This is a genomic window from Dysgonomonas gadei ATCC BAA-286, from assembly GCF_000213555.1.
GTDB classification, from domain to species: Bacteria; Bacteroidota; Bacteroidia; order Bacteroidales; family Dysgonomonadaceae; genus Dysgonomonas; species Dysgonomonas gadei.
This window is the reverse complement of sequence record NZ_GL891992.1, coordinates 58,760-76,065: the sequence shown is the minus strand read 5'-3', so window position 1 is coordinate 76,065 and position 17,306 is coordinate 58,760. Positions and strand designations below refer to the sequence as shown.

At 41.8% G+C, this 17,306-nt stretch carries 13 protein-coding genes; 5 read left to right on the top strand and 8 right to left on the bottom strand.

Features of this window, described 5'->3' with window-relative positions; all coding sequences use genetic code 11:
* Window positions 1-7 precede the first annotated feature (7 nt).
* From HMPREF9455_RS19145 to lysS, 5 genes are all read right to left on the bottom strand, one after another.
* A complete protein-coding gene (locus tag HMPREF9455_RS19145) occupies window positions 8-673 on the bottom strand; it encodes a hypothetical protein (RefSeq protein WP_006801413.1) in 666 nt (221 codons plus the stop codon).
* On the bottom strand, window positions 663-1,697 hold the full coding sequence (gene rlmN, locus HMPREF9455_RS19140) for a dual-specificity RNA methyltransferase RlmN (protein WP_044216807.1): 1,035 nt from the start codon (window positions 1,695-1,697) through the stop codon (window positions 663-665). Before rlmN ends, HMPREF9455_RS19145 begins: the two co-directional genes overlap by 11 nt.
* 72 nt (window positions 1,698-1,769) lie before the next feature.
* Entirely contained in the window at window positions 1,770-3,116 is a 1,347-nt protein-coding gene (locus HMPREF9455_RS19135) for a glucose-6-phosphate isomerase (protein WP_006801411.1), read from the bottom strand.
* Between the two features lie 9 nt (window positions 3,117-3,125).
* Window positions 3,126-4,124 (bottom strand): NAD(P)H-dependent glycerol-3-phosphate dehydrogenase, encoded by a 999-nt coding sequence (locus HMPREF9455_RS19130; protein WP_006801410.1) that lies wholly within the window; start codon window positions 4,122-4,124, stop codon window positions 3,126-3,128.
* Window positions 4,125-4,154: 30 nt separating this feature from the next.
* Entirely contained in the window at window positions 4,155-5,882 is a 1,728-nt protein-coding gene (gene lysS / locus HMPREF9455_RS19125) for a lysine--tRNA ligase (RefSeq protein WP_006801409.1), read from the bottom strand.
* Between the two features lie 277 nt (window positions 5,883-6,159).
* Here lysS and HMPREF9455_RS19120 point away from each other — a divergent pair, with 277 nt between their 5' ends.
* Both HMPREF9455_RS19120 and HMPREF9455_RS19115 read left to right on the top strand, forming a co-directional pair.
* On the top strand, window positions 6,160-7,530 hold the full coding sequence (locus HMPREF9455_RS19120) for an MATE family efflux transporter (protein ID WP_006801408.1): 1,371 nt from the start codon (window positions 6,160-6,162) through the stop codon (window positions 7,528-7,530).
* A complete protein-coding gene (locus tag HMPREF9455_RS19115) occupies window positions 7,527-8,957 on the top strand; it encodes a TldD/PmbA family protein (RefSeq protein WP_006801407.1) in 1,431 nt (476 codons plus the stop codon). The genes HMPREF9455_RS19120 and HMPREF9455_RS19115 overlap by 4 nt, the downstream gene beginning before the upstream one ends.
* A 76-nt stretch (window positions 8,958-9,033) precedes the next feature.
* On the opposite strand, the gene HMPREF9455_RS19110 is transcribed toward HMPREF9455_RS19115, so the two are convergent.
* Both HMPREF9455_RS19110 and trhA read right to left on the bottom strand, forming a co-directional pair.
* Entirely contained in the window at window positions 9,034-11,340 is a 2,307-nt protein-coding gene (locus HMPREF9455_RS19110) for a TonB-dependent receptor (RefSeq protein ID WP_245532211.1), read from the bottom strand.
* A 681-nt stretch (window positions 11,341-12,021) separates the two neighbouring features.
* Window positions 12,022-12,675 (bottom strand): PAQR family membrane homeostasis protein TrhA, encoded by a 654-nt coding sequence (trhA, locus tag HMPREF9455_RS19105; RefSeq protein WP_006801405.1) that lies wholly within the window; start codon window positions 12,673-12,675, stop codon window positions 12,022-12,024.
* A gap of 372 nt (window positions 12,676-13,047) precedes the next feature.
* Between trhA and sufB the strand changes: the two genes are divergently transcribed.
* Window positions 13,048-14,505, top strand: coding sequence for a Fe-S cluster assembly protein SufB (gene sufB, locus HMPREF9455_RS19100; RefSeq protein WP_006801404.1), 1,458 nt, complete (start codon window positions 13,048-13,050; stop codon window positions 14,503-14,505).
* A 300-nt stretch (window positions 14,506-14,805) separates the two neighbouring features.
* Entirely contained in the window at window positions 14,806-15,558 is a 753-nt protein-coding gene (kdsB, locus tag HMPREF9455_RS19095) for a 3-deoxy-manno-octulosonate cytidylyltransferase (protein WP_006801403.1), read from the top strand.
* 1 nt (window position 15,559) lies between these two features.
* Here kdsB and HMPREF9455_RS19090 read toward each other — a convergent pair whose 3' ends face one another.
* Window positions 15,560-16,459, bottom strand: a complete 900-nt coding sequence (locus HMPREF9455_RS19090) for an SMP-30/gluconolactonase/LRE family protein (protein WP_006801402.1) — start codon at window positions 16,457-16,459, stop codon at window positions 15,560-15,562.
* A 194-nt stretch (window positions 16,460-16,653) separates the two neighbouring features.
* Between HMPREF9455_RS19090 and HMPREF9455_RS19085 the strand changes: the two genes are divergently transcribed.
* On the top strand, window positions 16,654-17,295 hold the full coding sequence (locus HMPREF9455_RS19085; RefSeq protein ID WP_006801401.1) for a TetR/AcrR family transcriptional regulator: 642 nt from the start codon (window positions 16,654-16,656) through the stop codon (window positions 17,293-17,295).
* Window positions 17,296-17,306 lie beyond the last annotated feature (11 nt).

Here is a 17,306-nt window from a genome sequence, read left to right as displayed (position 1 = left end):
GTTTGATTTAGTTTTTAGATTCTATTACCTGCAGCCATTGTCCGGCAAGGGTTTCGACAAAATCGACAAAGGTCGGGGCTTTATCGTATTGATAAATTGTACATAACGGATGACCTTTGTGCGGTGTGATTTCGAATGGTGAATAGTCGTCATGTAAATAAACGAAAACTTCTTTTGTTTTATGATTATAGAAGGTCGTATTTCCATTCGCTTCAAGAGCAAAAGTCAGAAAGTCGGACGTATCCATCGGTTCTATACCCTGCAATTTACATTCATCCGCATAATTTTGTTCCCATCCTCCGATACCGACTGTGGAATCTACTAACGAGAATGTAAACTGATTGGCATCTATGAAACTTTCCGCCTCCATAGTATTGTCTTCGAGCCAATATTCTACAATCCCTCCCATATTTTGGGATAGCAGAATGTGCTCGGGTATAATATTACGCCCTTGGGGCACACAATGTTCCAGTTTACAAAGCCAGCCGATGGTACTTCCGCCGTTGAGCGTCCATATATACTGCCGGAACCGCTGATTGCCGTTCAGCGTAAATTCTACTTTATATGCTTTATCCAATAACCGGGTCATTTTTGGGAAAAGAACGGCAAAGTCTTTCGGCAAAGTCATCTTCCCATCATGGATCCCGTTAAATACAACCTGATTATTCTTCATTCTTTTTACTTTTCATTGTCGACAACATACCGCAAGCCGCGAATATATCTTCGCCGCGCGATGCGCGTATGGTCGAAGTAACACCTTTACTTGTCAGATAATCCCTGAATGCCTCCATTTTTTCCTTTGTCGATGTTTTCAGATTAACATTCGGTATCGCATGGAAACGTATGAGATTTACCCTGCATTCGATTCCTCTGAGCATCTGTGCCAGTTCTTTGGCATGTACGAGCGAATCGTTGAAATTATCAAACATTATATATTCAAAAGACAATCGCCGTTGCTTTGTCCAGTCATATTCTTTTAATAAGTCCATCACCCCGGCTATAGGAAAAGCCTTTTCGGCCGGCATAATGGATAGCCTCTGTTCTTTCTCCGGGCTATGGATGCTGATTGCCAGATGGGCATTGCTTTCATCCAGAAAACGTTTCAACTTGGGCGTAACACCGGTTGTAGATACTGTTATTCTTTTCGGACTCCAGGCCATGCCATAATCGGCTGTCATAATTTCGAGTGTCTTTTTCAATTGCTCATAATTGTCCAGAGGCTCACCCATTCCCATAAAGACAACATTCGTCAGATCTTCGGCTTCACGAACCGAATAGAGCTGATTCAATATTTCATTGGCAGTAAGATTGCCGTTGAAGCCCTGTTTCCCTGTCATGCAAAACAGGCAGTTCATCTTGCAACCGACTTGTGAAGACACACAAAGCGTAGCCCTGTCGTCCTCGGGGATCATCACGGCTTCGATAAGTTTATCGTTCTCCGTTTTGAATAAATACTTAACAGTACCATCTACAGATTGCTGAAATTCGAGCGGGATATATCTTCCCACATCGTATTTTTCCGACAACAAAGCCCTGTTTGCGACCGAGATATTTGTCATCTGGTCTATCGATGTTACCCTTTTCTTGTATACCCAATCGGCGATCTGCTTTGCTGCAAATCTGGGTAGACCGCACTCACCTGCCACTCCATAGAATTCATCCATGGTCATACCCAGTAAGTGTTTTTTTTCTATCATATTTTTAGTTGATAGCCGTCAGCTAATAGCCGCTATAAACTAACGGCTATTTACTAATGGCTTTATTGTGTATTATAATCTTTTCTTAATAGCTTCGCTATCCTTTTCAAAACCCGGTTTATCCAACAAAGCGAACATATTTTTCTTATATGCTTCCACTCCCGGTTGGTCGAATGGATTCACACCTAAGATATACCCGCTGATACCACATGCTTTCTCGAAGAAGTACAACAACTGTCCGATACAGTATGCATCCAGTTTAGGTACCTCCACTTTGATGTTCGGCACACCTCCGTCAACGTGAGCCAACTGTGTGCCCAGTTCAGCCATCTTATTCACAAAATCCACACGTTTTCCTGCAAGGAAGTTTAATCCGTCAAGATTTTCTTCATCGGTAGGCACTGTCAATGTTTCATTCGGTTGAGCTACTGATATAACAGTTTCGAAGATAGAACGTTCACCTTCCTGTATCCATTGTCCCATAGAGTGAAGGTCGGCGGTAAAGTCAACCGCAGCATTGAAGATACCTTTATTTTCCTTGCCTTCGCTTTCACCGTAAAGTTGTTTCCACCATTCTGCGATGTAGTGCAACTTAGGGTTGAAGTTGGCCAGGATTTCGATTTTCTTACCTTTTTTGTATAATTCATTACGCGTTACGGCATATATTTCAGCAATGTTTTTTCCGAAAGGTACAGCAGGTGCGGTTTCTTTTTCCATATATGCAGCACCGGCAACCAGCTGACGGATATCAATTCCGGCTAGTGCGATAGGAAGCAAGCCTACCGGAGTCAACACAGAATAGCGTCCTCCTACATTATCAGGAATCACATATTTTTTAAACCCTTCTTTTGTAGCCAGTGTAAACAATGCTCCACGCGCAGCATCTGTAATAGCTACGATACGGTGTTTCGCTTCACCCTTACCTACTGTTTTTTCCAGTTCGGCTTTAAGGATGCGGAAAGCCAAAGCAGGTTCTGTTGTTGTTCCCGATTTGGATATATTGATGATACCGAAAGATTTACCTTTCAGGTATGCCAGTAATTCCACAAGATAGTCTTCACCGATATTGTTTCCTGCATATAGGATTACAGGTGTCTTACGGTCGCGTTGCAACCAGTCGAAGGCATTCGACAGGGAATCGATAACAGCCCTTGAACCCAGATAGCTACCACCGATACCGACAAGTACAATCACTTCGCATTTTGCCTGTAACGCTTTCGCTGTATCTTCTATATCTTTTAATTCAGCATCTGTAATCGAGGAAGGTAAATTCAACCAACCCAGAAAGTCGTTTCCTTTACCCGAACCATCGTGCAATGCTTCATTGCATTTCTTTGCCAAAGCAGCCTGATTGTTGATATCAGCCTGATTAATAAAACCTAAAGTCTTGCTAATGTCTAATTTGATAACCTTATCCATAACCTTTATTTATTTTAATATTTGTTCTCTCAATACTTTAACTCCCTCGCGCGCTGATGCATTTTCGTATAATACGCGATACACCAGATCAGCTATAGGAATATTCACATTATATTTTTCGTTCATTTCCCTGATACATTTTGTACCATAATATCCTTCGGCGATCATTTCCATCTCTATCTGAGCGGCTTTTACGGAATAACCCTTTCCTATCATGGAACCGAATGTACGGTTACGGCTGAAACTGGAATAACAAGTAACTAATAAATCTCCCAGATATGCCGAATCCTGAATCCGTCTTTCTATCGGAGATACAATATCTACAAAACGTTCCATCTCGGATATTGCATTCGATACCAGTACCGCCTGAAAGTTATCTCCATATTTCAGTCCGTGGCAAATACCCGAAGCAATGGCATATACATTTTTCAACACAGCCGCCAGCTCGATACCTGACACGTCATTCGATACGGATGCCCGCACAAACCTGTTATTGAATATTCCGGCAATGGCGTGTGCCTTTTCAATGTCAGGGCAGGCAATGGTAGGATATGTCAGTCTCTCCAAGGCTATTTCCTCGGCATGGCAAGGCCCGCCGACAATAGCCATATTCTCAACAGGGATATCGTAGAATTGCGTCAGATAATCGGTAACCAACAGGTTTTCGGGAGGGATAATTCCCTTGATGGCCGAAATAATAAACTTGTCGCTTATTTTAGTGGTCAGTTTATCCAGATGGCTTTTGAGAAAAGGAGAAGGAACAGCTAAGATCAGTGTATCGGAATCCTCAACAACCTGAGTAATATTGGAATAGAATGAAATTCTATCCAGATTAAATTCAACTGTTGATAAATAAGAAGGGTTATGCCCTGTCTTTTTGAAGTCCTGTATCTGTTCCGGACGGCGCATATACCAATTGATATGCTTTTCGTGATTCAGCATAATCTTGGCTAATGCGGTAGCCCATGTTCCACCACCTAAAATTGCAATTTTACCGGGAAAACTCATGTGTTTATGTTTTAGTTAGAAATAGGGTGATTAATTAATCTTTTTTACCCAACTCTCAATCACTTCAACCGAAGGCAATGCCAGTTCCAGCTTATGCTTTTTGTTGATATCACCTAAATCCTGTCTTATCTTCTGTGGATTGACATCTTTCAAGTCTTCCACTGTAAGGTATCCGGCTTTTTGGAGAACAGGAACCAATTCTTCCGACACTCCCAGTTCCGTATATTTTGCTACAGGATCTTTCTTCGCCACTTTTTCAGGGCGCATCTGAGGGAAGAACATCACTTCCTGAATACTTTCCTGTCCGGTCATAAACATTACCAGACGGTCCATACCTATACCTATACCGCTTGTCGGCGGCATTCCGTATTCCAGTGCTCGCAAGAAATCCTGATCGATAAACATCGCTTCGTCATCTCCTTTTTCCGATAATTTTAGCTGGTCTTCGAAACGGGCGCGCTGATCTATCGGGTCATTCAACTCCGAATAGGCATTCGCAAGTTCCTTACCGTTTACCATCAATTCGAAGCGCTCGGTAAGTTCGGGATTATTGCGGTGTTTCTTTGTCAGCGGCGACATTTCCACAGGATAGTCGATGATAAATGTAGGTTGTATATAATTTCCTTCACACTTGTCTCCAAAGATGGCATCTATCAGCTTTCCTTTGCCCATCGTCTCGTCCTGTTCCACGCCAAGCTGTTTGCAAACATCGCGAAGCTGAACCTCATTCATTCCGCTAATATCCACACCTGTAAAATGCTTAATGGAATCTATCATGGTCACACGTGGGTAAGGCGCTTTGTAGTCAATCTCATTTTTACCCATTTTCACTTTGGTAGTTCCATGCACATCCATACAGATTTTCTCCAGCATACGCTCGGTGAAATCCATCATCCAGTTGTAATCCTTATATGCTGCATAGAATTCCATTACTGTAAATTCAGGGTTGTGTGTCCTGTCCATACCTTCGTTGCGGAAGTTACGTGAAAACTCATAGACACCGTCGAATCCTCCCACTATCAGGCGTTTCAGGTAAAGTTCGTTTGCGATACGCAGATACAATGGAATATCCAGTGCATTGTGATGAGTAATAAACGGACGCGCCGTAGCTCCTCCCGGTATGCTTTGCAGTACGGGTGTGTCCACTTCTATGTATCCGTGTCCGTTCAGGAATTCACGCATCGAATTAAAAACTTTTGTGCGTTTGATAAATGTATCTTTTACGCCTTCGTTGACGATCAGGTCGACATAACGCTGACGATAGCGTTGCTCAGGGTCAGTAAATCCGTCGTAGGTAACCCCGTCTTTTACCTTCACTACCGGAAGCGGACGAAGCGATTTTCCTAATACGGTTAATTCTTCGGCATGAACAGAAATTTCGCCCATCTGCGTGCGGAATACAAATCCTTTAATACCTATGAAGTCTCCGATGTCCAGTAACTTTTTGAAGACTGTATTATAAAGTTCTTTATCCTCGGTCGGACACAGATCGTCACGTGATATATACACCTGTATACGTCCTTCCGCATCCTGTAACTCCACAAATGAAGCTTTACCCATGATACGGCGGCCCATGATACGACCGGCAATAGTTACCGGGCGACGCTCTGCTTCATCTTTGAAGTTTTCTTTTATCTCTTTTGAATATGCATTTACATCATACAGCGCTGCCGGATACGGTTCTATCCCTAACGCTCTCAACTCTTCTAAACTTTGTCTACGAAAGATTTCCTGTTCGCTTAATTCTAGTATATTCATTATCAATCTATCTTCAGATTTTTTTAGTTTCAAAAATTAAAATTGGTTCGTATGCGAATAACCACGCAAAGTTAAAAAATATAATCACAAATACACGTTTTGTATTCGGTTTAATAGACACCACACGTGAAAGCAGTTCTTTTTTTAACAAAAAAACGAAAATTGATATAGGTAAAATCGGAGACCTTTACATGTGAAATAAGTAATATAAATTGTACCTTTGCACCCTCAAAGATGGGAGGGCTACACTCCTTAACCGTATTAGAACAGATTAAAAATGTTGAAAACCGCAAACATAGATGAATTAGAGAATAAAAAGATAAGTAAACTACTCTGGCAATATGCGCTCCCGGCTATCGTGGGAACAATGGTCAACGCGCTATACAATATTATCGACCGTATTTATATCGGACATGGCCCTAATCTGGGAGACCATGCTATCGGAGGACTGGGGATCGTACTGCCTATTATGAACCTAACTGCAGCTGTGGGTATGCTGGTAGGAGCCGGTTCGGCAAGCCGCATATCTATCTGTCTGGGTAGGGGCGATAAGGAAACCGCAGAGAAAATTATCGGCAACTCTTTTCTGATGACCCTTATACTGACCGGAACATTAGTCACCGTATTATTTATGTTCCTCGATCCTATACTGATGCAAATAGGTGCAACTGAAGAAACATTCCCTTATGCAAAAGAGTTTCTTTTGTATTATTTACCTGGGAATATCTTTCTTACCATGTGCTTTAACTTCAACAGTATGATGCGTGCATCAGGTTATCCGACTAAGGCAATGTATACTATGCTGATCGGGGTGATAGCGAATATCATTATTGCTCCCATATTCATATTTGTACTGGAATGGGGGATTAAGGGAGCTGCTATTGCAACTATTATATCCATGTTCATCGGGTTATGCTTCGTTATGCATCACTTTATGAACCAAAACAGTATGCTCCGTTTACGCAGGAAAAACATAGGGCTGAATCCGAAGATAGTATGGGCGATCGCCAGCATCGGTTTGTCCCCTTTCTTTATTCAGGTAGCTGCGTCGGTCGTGGTATTCATGCTCAACAACAAGCTGAAAGTGTATGGCGGCAATGTGGCCATAGAAGCATATGCTATTGCCAATACCCTGGTAATGATCATTATCATGGTACTGGTAGGACTTACACAAGGTATGCAGCCGATAGTGGGGTATAACTATGGAGCCAGAAGGATAAGTAGGGTGAAAGAAACACTCAATTATACGATTAAAGTAGGGGTGTGTATAGGTATTGTAGGCTGTGCGATCGGACTGCTGTTACCTAATGTTATAGTACAGCCGTTCAACCCTTCTGCCCCGCTGGCTGCCGAAGCATCGAAAGCTCTGCGCATCATAACCGTGATGCTGCCTTTGGTCGGTTTCCAGATTGTGGTTACCAATTTCTTTCAGTGTATAGGGATGGCGGCGAAATCAATCTTCCTTAGTCTGACGCGCCAGTTTCTGTTGCTTATCCCTGCTCTGATCATATTACCGCACTTTTTCCAACTGAATGGTGTCTGGTTCTCATTGCCGGTGGCAGATAGTTTGTCAACATTGTTGACTGCGGGGATGTTTATATGGCAGATAAACAAATTTAAGAAAATGGAGACTTCAGAATTATTATGATAGATAATATAAACAGACAGAATATACTGCAACATTTCTCCGTCACGGAAAGTGACTTACTGAAAGTGATCTCAGAAGCCCTGAGTAAAGGAGGAGATTACGCCGATATATATTTTGAGCATACATTCAGCAATAGTATCTCGCTCCGGGATGGAGACGTTAACCGTGCCGCTTCGAATATCGATTACGGTGCGGGAGTAAGGGTGGTGTCGGGAGATCAGACCGGATATGCCTATGTCGAGAACACCGATATTAAGGATTTACTGAAAGCGGCCCGCACAGCGGCAAGTATCGCGTCAATGCTTGTAAGGACAAATAATGCGGTTGAAATAAGAGAAAGCCATTTTCATAACTATTATAAAATAGAAAAGCCCTGGCTAGACGTATCGGTAGCCGACAAAAAACTATTTGTCCAGAAATTGAATGACAGGATATTCGAGCTTGATCCCCGTGTTATCAAAGCATCTGTAAGTCTGAATGATGCTACATCATATATCCTTTTTTTCAACTCGGAAGGTATACTGACTTGGGATTACCGTCCGATGTCAATCATGTCGGGATCTTGTACGATGGAGCAGGACGGCAAAATAGAAAATGGCTATTGCTCACGCGCTTACCGGAAAGGATTTGAGTTCCTGAACGAGGAATTAATTGAAACGATTGCCCGCGAAGCCGTAGCACAGACCTCCCTCATGTTCGAAGCCATAAAGCCTAAAGGTGGCGAGATGCCTGTGGTTATGGGAGCCGGAAGTTCGGGTATTCTGTTGCACGAAGCTATCGGACATACCTTCGAGGCTGACTTTAACAGGAAAAATGTATCTATATTTTCCGACCGGTTTGGCAAACGGATCTGTATGCCCGGTATCAACATTGTGGATGACGGCACAATAGAACATGCCCGTGGCGCAATCAATTTCGACGATGAAGGCGTGGAGAGCCAAAAGACATACATTGTAAAGGACGGCATTCTCGAAAGTTACCTGCACGATCGCATCAGCGCAAAGCATTACGGTGTGGAACCGACGGGAAACGGGCGGCGTCAATCGTTCCGGTACGCGCCATTACCACGTATGCGGGTTACCTATATGGAAGAAGGGAATACGCCGGAAGCCGATATTATAGCATCCGTAAAAGAAGGTGTGTATGTGGATAATTTCACAAACGGGCAGGTACAGATCGGCGCCGGGGACTTCACATTCTTTGTAAAGACAGGCTACCTGATAGAGAACGGAAAACTGACCCGGCCGATAAAAGATATAAATATCATCGGGAACGGCCCGAAGGCGTTGGGCGACATCACCATGACAGGCAACAACCTGAAAATAGACGAAGGGGCATGGACCTGCGGCAAAGACGGGCAGGGTGTTCCGGTCGGACAGGGTTTACCATCGGTATTGGTGAGTAAACTGACTGTGGGAGGGGAATGATTGTTGTTTCAAGATTTCAGGTTTCAAGATTTCAAAATTAAGGAGAATAATCTTGAAACTTGAAATCTTGAAATCCTTATAATATCCCCTTATCCGTATCGGCATTATCCAGGCTCTTCTTCCCTGCCTCATGCTTACGCCCGAAAGACATGTTCCATGAAAAGCGCAGGTAAAGCATATGCCCGTTCTCTTTTATGTACGACCACGATGTTGCCGGTTTTACGGATGAGATATTTCTACTGCCGGCACTCCAGTAATCCTTGAACGGATATGACATCCCCAGCGATAATTTAGCCTCTTTGTGTTTATATCCGGCTTCTATATAGTTCCAGTCCTCCCCGTAGTAAATAGATTCTCCCCATAATTCCTTATAGCGGGAATTCAACCCTATAACAAAGCTGAGGTTTTTATACAATACATTTGAGCGGAATCCTCCATAAATAGCATTATAAGTATGGTTTATCCCGGTGTTTGCATTGAAGATATCCCGTTGCAGGCCAAACCAGCCGGTCAGAGTCCAGATGTCCTTTATTATTTTAGCGGTAATATCTCCCGACCAGTAGAAGTAATGCTGCCCTTTATGATTGTCTGAATACGACACGATCTTATCCCCCTCTATGCTGTATGTATTGACAATAACTTTATCGAAATACATATATCCGAGTGTAGTGCTGATGTCAAAGATTCCTTTGTTTACATTGAATATCAACTTGTTGTTATATGTATTGGTAAGTTTCAGATCCGGATTGCCCCTGCTGAGCTGATAAGCATCCACCTGTTGCTCCACTCTGCTGAGCTGGCCTAACGACGGGGTTCTATTGCTCACTACAAATGAATACTTTACCGACAGATTATCATTGAATGGATAATTTAACTGCACGGAAGGCCGTATCGTATAAAATGCGGCATCATTCTCTCCCTCCTTAAACCAGATGCGCGAGCCGCCGAGCCCTAAAGTATAACCCAATTTTTTTGCTATCTTGCCTTGTATCTGTGCAAAAGCATACGAATCGGAGTTTTTCATTTCCGTTTTTGTATCCGTATTCCCTCTGTATGTATTATCTGCAAAACCCTGCGTATGCTTTGCCCCGGCGCTAAAGGTCAGGTTTTTGAACTGTTTTTCATAAACAGCTTCACCGATAACTGAATATTTATTACCATCCACCTTGTTATAGATCTCTGTCTGCGGCACGGATTCCTCCGATTCCAGATAATTGCTTTCACTGTCCGAATTGATATATGTACCTACTATATTAACAGCCAGCGATTGCTTATTTTTCAATTCCTGCTTATAGTATATATCCAGAACCGGAGTGTACTCGAAGCCATTCCGCCTCGCGCTGGAATAAGCCGGGGTAACCTTGTCGGAGTAGAAGTTATTGAAGTCTGTTGTATTATCGTAATTATAAAGCTGATTCTTAAGAGCCACATTAAACACATATTTATCTACGGATGTCAGGTTATATGTCAGGTTGAAGCGATGATACTGGTATTCCATAGGGGCTTCGATCCCCCTTTGTTCCCGGGAGACCGGATTTGCCGGGAAATTCAGTAATTCGCTTTGTTCTGTCCATCGTTTATCGTAAGACCTGTAATTTATATAATAATTAAGCCCGAATTCCGACGCTTTATTATTCATCTTGAACGTAATATTATCGTCTCCGAATCCTATATAAGGAGAATTGCGCCCGTCTACGGATACATATCCGCCATAATTCTTCTGCCTGTCCACGATCAGGTTTACGACCGCGCCTACATTTTCGTTGCCGAAACGCACGCCGGGGTCTTCAAAATATTCCACTCGTAGGATATCTTTCGAGCGGAGAGCGGCAACTTCCTGTACGGTAGCACGTACACCATTGATCCGAAGTTGTACTTCTTCATTGCCTACTTTTATTGTCTGGTTTACAGGGTCGATATTCAAGCGGGCAAGCGACATATTGCTTAGCAGGTCGAAGGCATTGACAGAACTTTTTATCTGCATCGAATCGGGAAGGATTATCTGCCTGTCTACTTTATTTATTATTCTGTTAGCCGTCACTGTTACCTCTCCCAGTGCTTTCGATTCTTCAATCATCTCTATATCGCCTAAGTCGAGGTGAGACGACAAGTTACTTATCTTTATAAATGCAGTCCTGTATCCCAGAAAGGAGGCTTTCAGTAGATAATCCTGTTTCTGGAATTGTCCTGCCATAGCAAATAATCCCAATGTATCCGTCTGGCAGCCGGTAATATATGTGGAGTCGGTCTTTAGTAATACCATCGTTACGAACTCGACCGGCTTCTTTGTATTTACGTCTATTATACGTCCTTTCACATCAATCGCTTGCAAAGAAATACTAAAGAGGAAAATAAATAATAAAATGATCGCGCTTCTCATCATTAAGCTTAATTTATGTAACATCAATTTTATTATTATGACGGAAGAAAAAACGGGGTGTTACAATTAATCTTGGAGAGCAAGACTGATTTGTATATAAACTTTCGAATAATTTATCTATGTAATAATAGCTAATAGCCTTTAGCTGTTAGCTTATAGTTCTTTGAAATATTGTAGTAAGTGAAAAACGAAAAGTGAAGAACGAAAAATATTTATCACTTTTAATTTTTCACTTACTAATTGTTTTCTGTGTAACTTTTGTTACCTTTTATTTTTAACCACAGAGTAAACGGAGTAGCGCGGAGTCTTTAGAAGAAAAAGTGACAATAAAAATTGAGTGAAAAGTCGTCAGGTTTGTCAGGTTTTGTACATAAGATATTGGCTAACAGCTATCAACTGAAAGCCAAAAATGTGTTACCTTTTATTTTAAAACACGGAGAACCAACGGTCGGCAGAGCCAAAAAGGAGTAGCACGGAGTTCTTATAAAAGAGACGCTTCGTTCAGCTTAGCATAACAAGCCAATTATTAATTATTCATTCTTAATTATTAGTTGCTCTTTGTGTTACCTTTGTTACCTTTTGAAGAAAGATACAAGTTACTCCGTCCTGCGGGCAATTATGAGTAGATTAGAGTTCAAGTCGTTAACTGCTAACTATTGACTGTTAACTGATATGTGTTACTTTTTACAAAAGGAAATAGATCGCAATCATATGACAGACGCTTCCACCCAGTACAAAGAAATGGAAAACAGTATGCATATATTTCTTCTTTGTCCACGAATAGAAGAGAGCTCCCACTATATATGAGACCCCTCCTGCTATAAGCAGGTAAAGAGCTCCGATGCGTCCGTCGGCAGATAATGCATCGGCCAGGGGTTTGAAGGCGACAAGTATGGCACAACCCATCAGTACAAAGCAAATCGTTTCCAGATTACTATGGTCTTTTAGCTTGGCAAAACTAAGTATCAAGCCTGCTATGGCAGCCAGCCAAATGAAGATGAAAAGTGACCAGCCCCATGCACCTTCGTTACGCAGCACCAACAGTGTAAATGGAACATATGTACCTGCTATATGCAGATAGATGGCAGCATGGTCACATTTGCGGAGCATACTTTTCCGCCGGTCGTGCTTGCAGCCATGATACCATGTAGATGTGATATACGACGCCATCATACCGAAAAGGTAGATGATAACACAACCAATAGCCCACCCGCTACCGTTCTCAATAGCAGTGGCGAGGAGTATATATCCACCGCTGATGCCCAGCAGAATACCTACGGCATGTGACAGGCTGTTTGCCAATTCTTCCTCTTTTGTATAAAATTTGCTTTTTCCCACTTTGTCTTGGATTAAGGTCGCAGACCTATTTCGCGTTTTCGTATTTAAAAACAGCAATAGTCAGTTATGATTAAATAATGTTGCATTAAATACCTTCTTTTACTTATGAGGAACAAAAGTACGGATTAAGTTTTTAAGAATGGCGAAAAAGAGAAATACATCCGCTTGCGCCCTGCTTTAATAATATTATACTAAAAGGGGGTAAGTCCTTATAAAAACGAAAAAGAGCAAACAAAAGCCTGTTCTATCTGTTCTATGAGTGATGCAAAATATTTATATATGTATTTTAAGTGCGTGGAATATCGTATCTTTGCAAACTGAAAGAGCTAACAGCACGATGGCCAAGGCTATCGGCTAAACAATTAATTACTCATGCAAGAAACTCAAGATAAAATTTTAGAAGATGTTACCTCCGGTGATTACAAATACGGATTTGTAACAGACATAGAAACAGAGGTTATTCCGGTAGGACTCAACGAGGATGTTGTCCGTCTGATTTCGGCAAAGAAGAACGAGCCCGAATGGCTGCTGGAATTCCGTCTGAAAGCATACCGTCACTGGCTGACAATGGATATGCCGGATTGGGCAATGCTCAAGATTCCGCCGATAGATTACCAAAGCATCAGTTATTTTGCTGCACCTAAAAAGAAAGACGGTCCCAAAAGTTTGGATGAGGTAGATCCCGAACTGTTGAAGACATTTGATAAGTTGGGCGTGCCTCTTCACGAGCGTGAAATACTGGCAGGTGTGACGGGTATGGCTGTAGATGCGGTAGTGGATAGTGTTTCGGTGAAAACGACATTTAAAGAAGTGCTGGCCGAAAAAGGGATTATATTCAGCTCGTTCAGTGAAGCTGTGCAGGAGCATCCCGAGTTGGTGAAAAAATACCTCGGGTCGGTAGTGCCGTATCGTGATAATTTCTTTGCGACACTCAACTCGGCAGTATTCAGCGACGGGTCGTTCGTATATATTCCTAAAGGCGTTCGTTGCCCGATGGAATTGTCTACATACTTCCGTATCAATGCTGCTAATACAGGACAGTTTGAACGTACACTGATCGTTGCCGACGACAATTCGTATGTGAGTTACCTCGAAGGCTGCACAGCGCCTATGCGTGATGAAAACCAGTTGCACGCGGCTATTGTGGAGATTGTTGCTCTCGACCATGCCGAGGTGAAATATTCGACTGTCCAGAACTGGTATCCGGGCGATAAAGAAGGTAAAGGCGGTATTTACAACTTCGTGACTAAACGGGGTGTTTGTAAAGGGTGCGGATCTAAGATATCGTGGACACAAGTGGAAACCGGTTCAGCTGTAACATGGAAATATCCTTCATGTATCCTTGCGGGGGATGATTCTATCGGCGAGTTTTATTCTGTAGCCGTAACGAACAATTTCCAACAGGCTGATACAGGAACGAAAATGATTCATATAGGGAAGAATACCCGGAGCCGCATCGTATCGAAAGGTATTTCTGCCGGACAAAGCCAAAACTCGTATCGTGGACTGGTAAAGGTATCTCCGAAAGCAGAAGGCGCTCGTAACCACTCACAATGCGACAGCTTATTGTTGGGCGATAAATGCGGTGCACATACTTTCCCATACTCGGATATTGCCAATCCAAGTGCAATCATTGAGCATGAGGCTACAACATCGAAAATCAGTGAAGACCAGATACTGTACTGTAACCAGCGTGGTATTGGTACGGAAGAGGCTGTCGGCCTGATTGTAAACGGATATGCAAAAGAAGTGATGCAAAATCTGCCTATGGAGTTTGCAGTAGAAGCCCAAAAACTATTACAGATAAGTCTGGAAGGTAGTGTGGGATAAACCGCCATTATTCTTCGGAATCTAAAATATAAAAGACAGTTGATGAGGCTGTCTTTTTTTGTGGAGAATATTCTATGAAATGTATTTTTCAGGGATAACTTTATCTATGTATTGTATATGAGCTACCTATATCTCCGATAGGCACATATATGCAGATGCAAAAAAAGGAGGTGTTTTAATTACTGTAAAAGCCACTTGCAAACAGTAAATAAAGACTTCATTTTTGCAAAGCATTCATAGAGTAAAGAAAGAATAATAAGTTTATTTTCTAAATTTGTATATCATTTAATAAGAGTCAATATGAAATTTATAGCTATTATCCCCGCGCGTTATGCCTCTACCCGCTTTCCGGGAAAACCTCTTGCCGATATGGCTGGAATGCCTATGATACAACGTGTTTATGAGCAGGTAAAGAAAGCCATTGACGAAGTATGGGTTGCAACGGACGATCCCCGGATATTCGAAGTCGTAGAATCTTTTGGAGGAAAGGCTGTAATGACTTCGCCGGATCACAAGAGCGGTACGGATCGTATACAAGAGGCGTATGCTAAAGTAGGTGATGGCTTTGATGTGATAATCAATGTGCAAGGTGATGAGCCGTTTATTCAACCCGGACAGATTGAAGCGCTTAAAAACTGTTTTGATAACAAAGATGTTGAACTGGCAACATTGGTAAAGCCATTTAAAAAAGAAGATGGTTTTGAAGTTCTGTTCAACCCGAACTCGCCTAAAGTAGTTGTGAATAAAAAGAACGAGGCCATTTATTTCAGCCGTTCCATTGTACCTTATATCCGGGATGCGCACCATACCGAATGGCTCGATAAGCATACTTTTTTCAAGCATATTGGTATGTACGCTTACCGCTCCGATATTCTGAATGAAATAACCAGATTACCTCAATCCTTATTGGAAAAGGCGGAATCGTTGGAGCAGCTTCGCTGGATAGAAAACGGATACCGCATCCGTGTGGGATATACAGATGCAGAAACTATCGGTATAGATACTCCGGAAGATATGGAAAAAGCATTGGCCTTTCTCGGTAGCAGAAAGTGAACTATCTGACTCCTTTTACATTCATGCGCAAGCTATATAAATACTGAGAAGCTGTAATAAAGAGGGTTTTCATGTCTTTGCCTCCAAAGCAAACGTTGCTTGTCCAGTTTGCTTCAACAGGAATATACTCTATTTGCTCTCCTTCAGGATTGAAGACTGTGACACCCCGTCCTGTCAGATAAATATTCCCTTCATTATCAATAGTCATTCCATCCGAACCTAACGAAGTGAAGAGTTTCCTGTTTGTAAGAGAACCATCGGGAAGAATGTCATAAACATATGTTTTATTTGCCCCGATATCGGCAATATATAATTGTTTCCCGTCAGGAGTGCCAATTATGCCATTTGGTTGGACAAGGTCTGTCGCGACTTTTATTACGGTCTTCCTGTCCGGATAAAGATAATAAACATATTGTCCTTCCTGTTGCATTTCAGAACTTCGGGTCCAATAATCACGTTTGTATAGTGGGTCTGTGAAGTAAATACCACTGTTTGGATGTATCCACAAATCGTTAGGGCCGTTTAGCTTTTTCCCGTTAAAATCTGTAATTAGGACAGTATGATTGCCTTCCTTATCAATGCTCCATAATTCATTATCCATATCCGAGCACGAGAGCAGGCCTCCGTTCCGGTCAAAATAGAGGCCGTTTGCCCGTCCGGTATTTTCCAAGAATGTCGATAGCTTGCCATCTGTCGACCATATTAGGATCTTGTCGTTTGGCTGGTCAGTAAAATATACATTCCCTTTTTTATCTGCGGCAGGCCCTTCGGTAAAGCTGAAACCATCGGCTAACTTCTCTATTTTTGCGCCTGGGGCTACAAGGCTTTTCGGCTTTTGGGCGAAGGTTGAGAAACTGAACGGGATGAGAAAAAGGGAAAGAAGGATTTTATTTTTTATCATGTCAGGTAATTTTTACAGATATAATTATTCGCCGCAATTAAGTCATTTTTCCTGAAAGAATGATAAACATAGATGTTTAATGTTGCATTTATTCAAGTTCTAAATTATTGTATTAAAATACTATTGAATACTTAAACACTTGTTTAGTCCGATAATCTTTTTTATTTTTGTAACTAAACAATCGTTTAGAACACATGTTTAATAATGAAGATTCTTCGGAAGTAAGGAAACGAATTCTTAAAGAGGCACAAGTGCTTTTTATCAAAAATGGTTTTAAGGGAACCAGTGTCAGGGATATAGCAAAGGCCTCGGGCACGAATGTGGCCATGGTAAATTATTATTTCCAATCGAAATATAATTTATTTGAGATCATATTTGAAGATGCCCTCGATGTATTCACAAAAAGGATATTTGAAACGATAACATCTGACCTGCCATTTTTTGAACTTATCGAAACCTGGATACATACTTACTATGAAATCCTTTTCGAATATCCGCAAATTGCGGCGTTTATACTGAATGAAGTAAGCCTTAATCCTGCCGGCCTGACTAACAGGATTAAAGCTCGTAATCCATATATATCTTTCAGTAAGGTTGAGGAACGCATAGAGGAAGAGATCAAAAAAGGTACGATAAGAGAGACTCCTGCCGCCGATTTTTTACTGAATATATTATCGCTGTGTATGTTCCCTTTTATGTTTGGAAATCTGGCTATGACATTGATGGAAATTCCCCGCAATATATATGATGAATTGATTGCCAATCATGAGAAATATGTAATAGAATTTACGATAAACGCATTGAAACCGTGCGATAAAGAGTTCAAAAAAAACTAAACTACATTATA

Bases quoted from the DNA above. Each gene is read 5' to 3' on its own strand.
- HMPREF9455_RS19135 (WP_006801411.1), bottom strand. From the start codon at position 3,116: ATGGATAAGGTTATCAAATTAGACATTAGCAAGACTTTAGGTTTTATT.
- HMPREF9455_RS19090 (WP_006801402.1), bottom strand. From the start codon at position 16,459: ATGATAAAAAATAAAATCCTTCTTTCCCTTTTTCTCATCCCGTTCAGT.
- HMPREF9455_RS19115 (WP_006801407.1), top strand. From the start codon at position 7,527: ATGATAGATAATATAAACAGACAGAATATACTGCAACATTTCTCCGTC.
- rlmN (WP_044216807.1), bottom strand. From the start codon at position 1,697: ATGATAGAAAAAAAACACTTACTGGGTATGACCATGGATGAATTCTAT.
- HMPREF9455_RS19130 (WP_006801410.1), bottom strand. From the start codon at position 4,124: ATGAGTTTTCCCGGTAAAATTGCAATTTTAGGTGGTGGAACATGGGCT.
- HMPREF9455_RS19120 (WP_006801408.1), top strand. From the start codon at position 6,160: ATGTTGAAAACCGCAAACATAGATGAATTAGAGAATAAAAAGATAAGT.
- HMPREF9455_RS19110 (WP_245532211.1), bottom strand. From the start codon at position 11,340: ATGATGAGAAGCGCGATCATTTTATTATTTATTTTCCTCTTTAGTATT.
- kdsB (WP_006801403.1), top strand. From the start codon at position 14,806: ATGAAATTTATAGCTATTATCCCCGCGCGTTATGCCTCTACCCGCTTT.
- sufB (WP_006801404.1), top strand. From the start codon at position 13,048: ATGCAAGAAACTCAAGATAAAATTTTAGAAGATGTTACCTCCGGTGAT.
- HMPREF9455_RS19085 (WP_006801401.1), top strand. From the start codon at position 16,654: ATGTTTAATAATGAAGATTCTTCGGAAGTAAGGAAACGAATTCTTAAA.
- HMPREF9455_RS19145 (WP_006801413.1), bottom strand. From the start codon at position 673: ATGAAGAATAATCAGGTTGTATTTAACGGGATCCATGATGGGAAGATG.
- lysS (WP_006801409.1), bottom strand. From the start codon at position 5,882: ATGAATATACTAGAATTAAGCGAACAGGAAATCTTTCGTAGACAAAGT.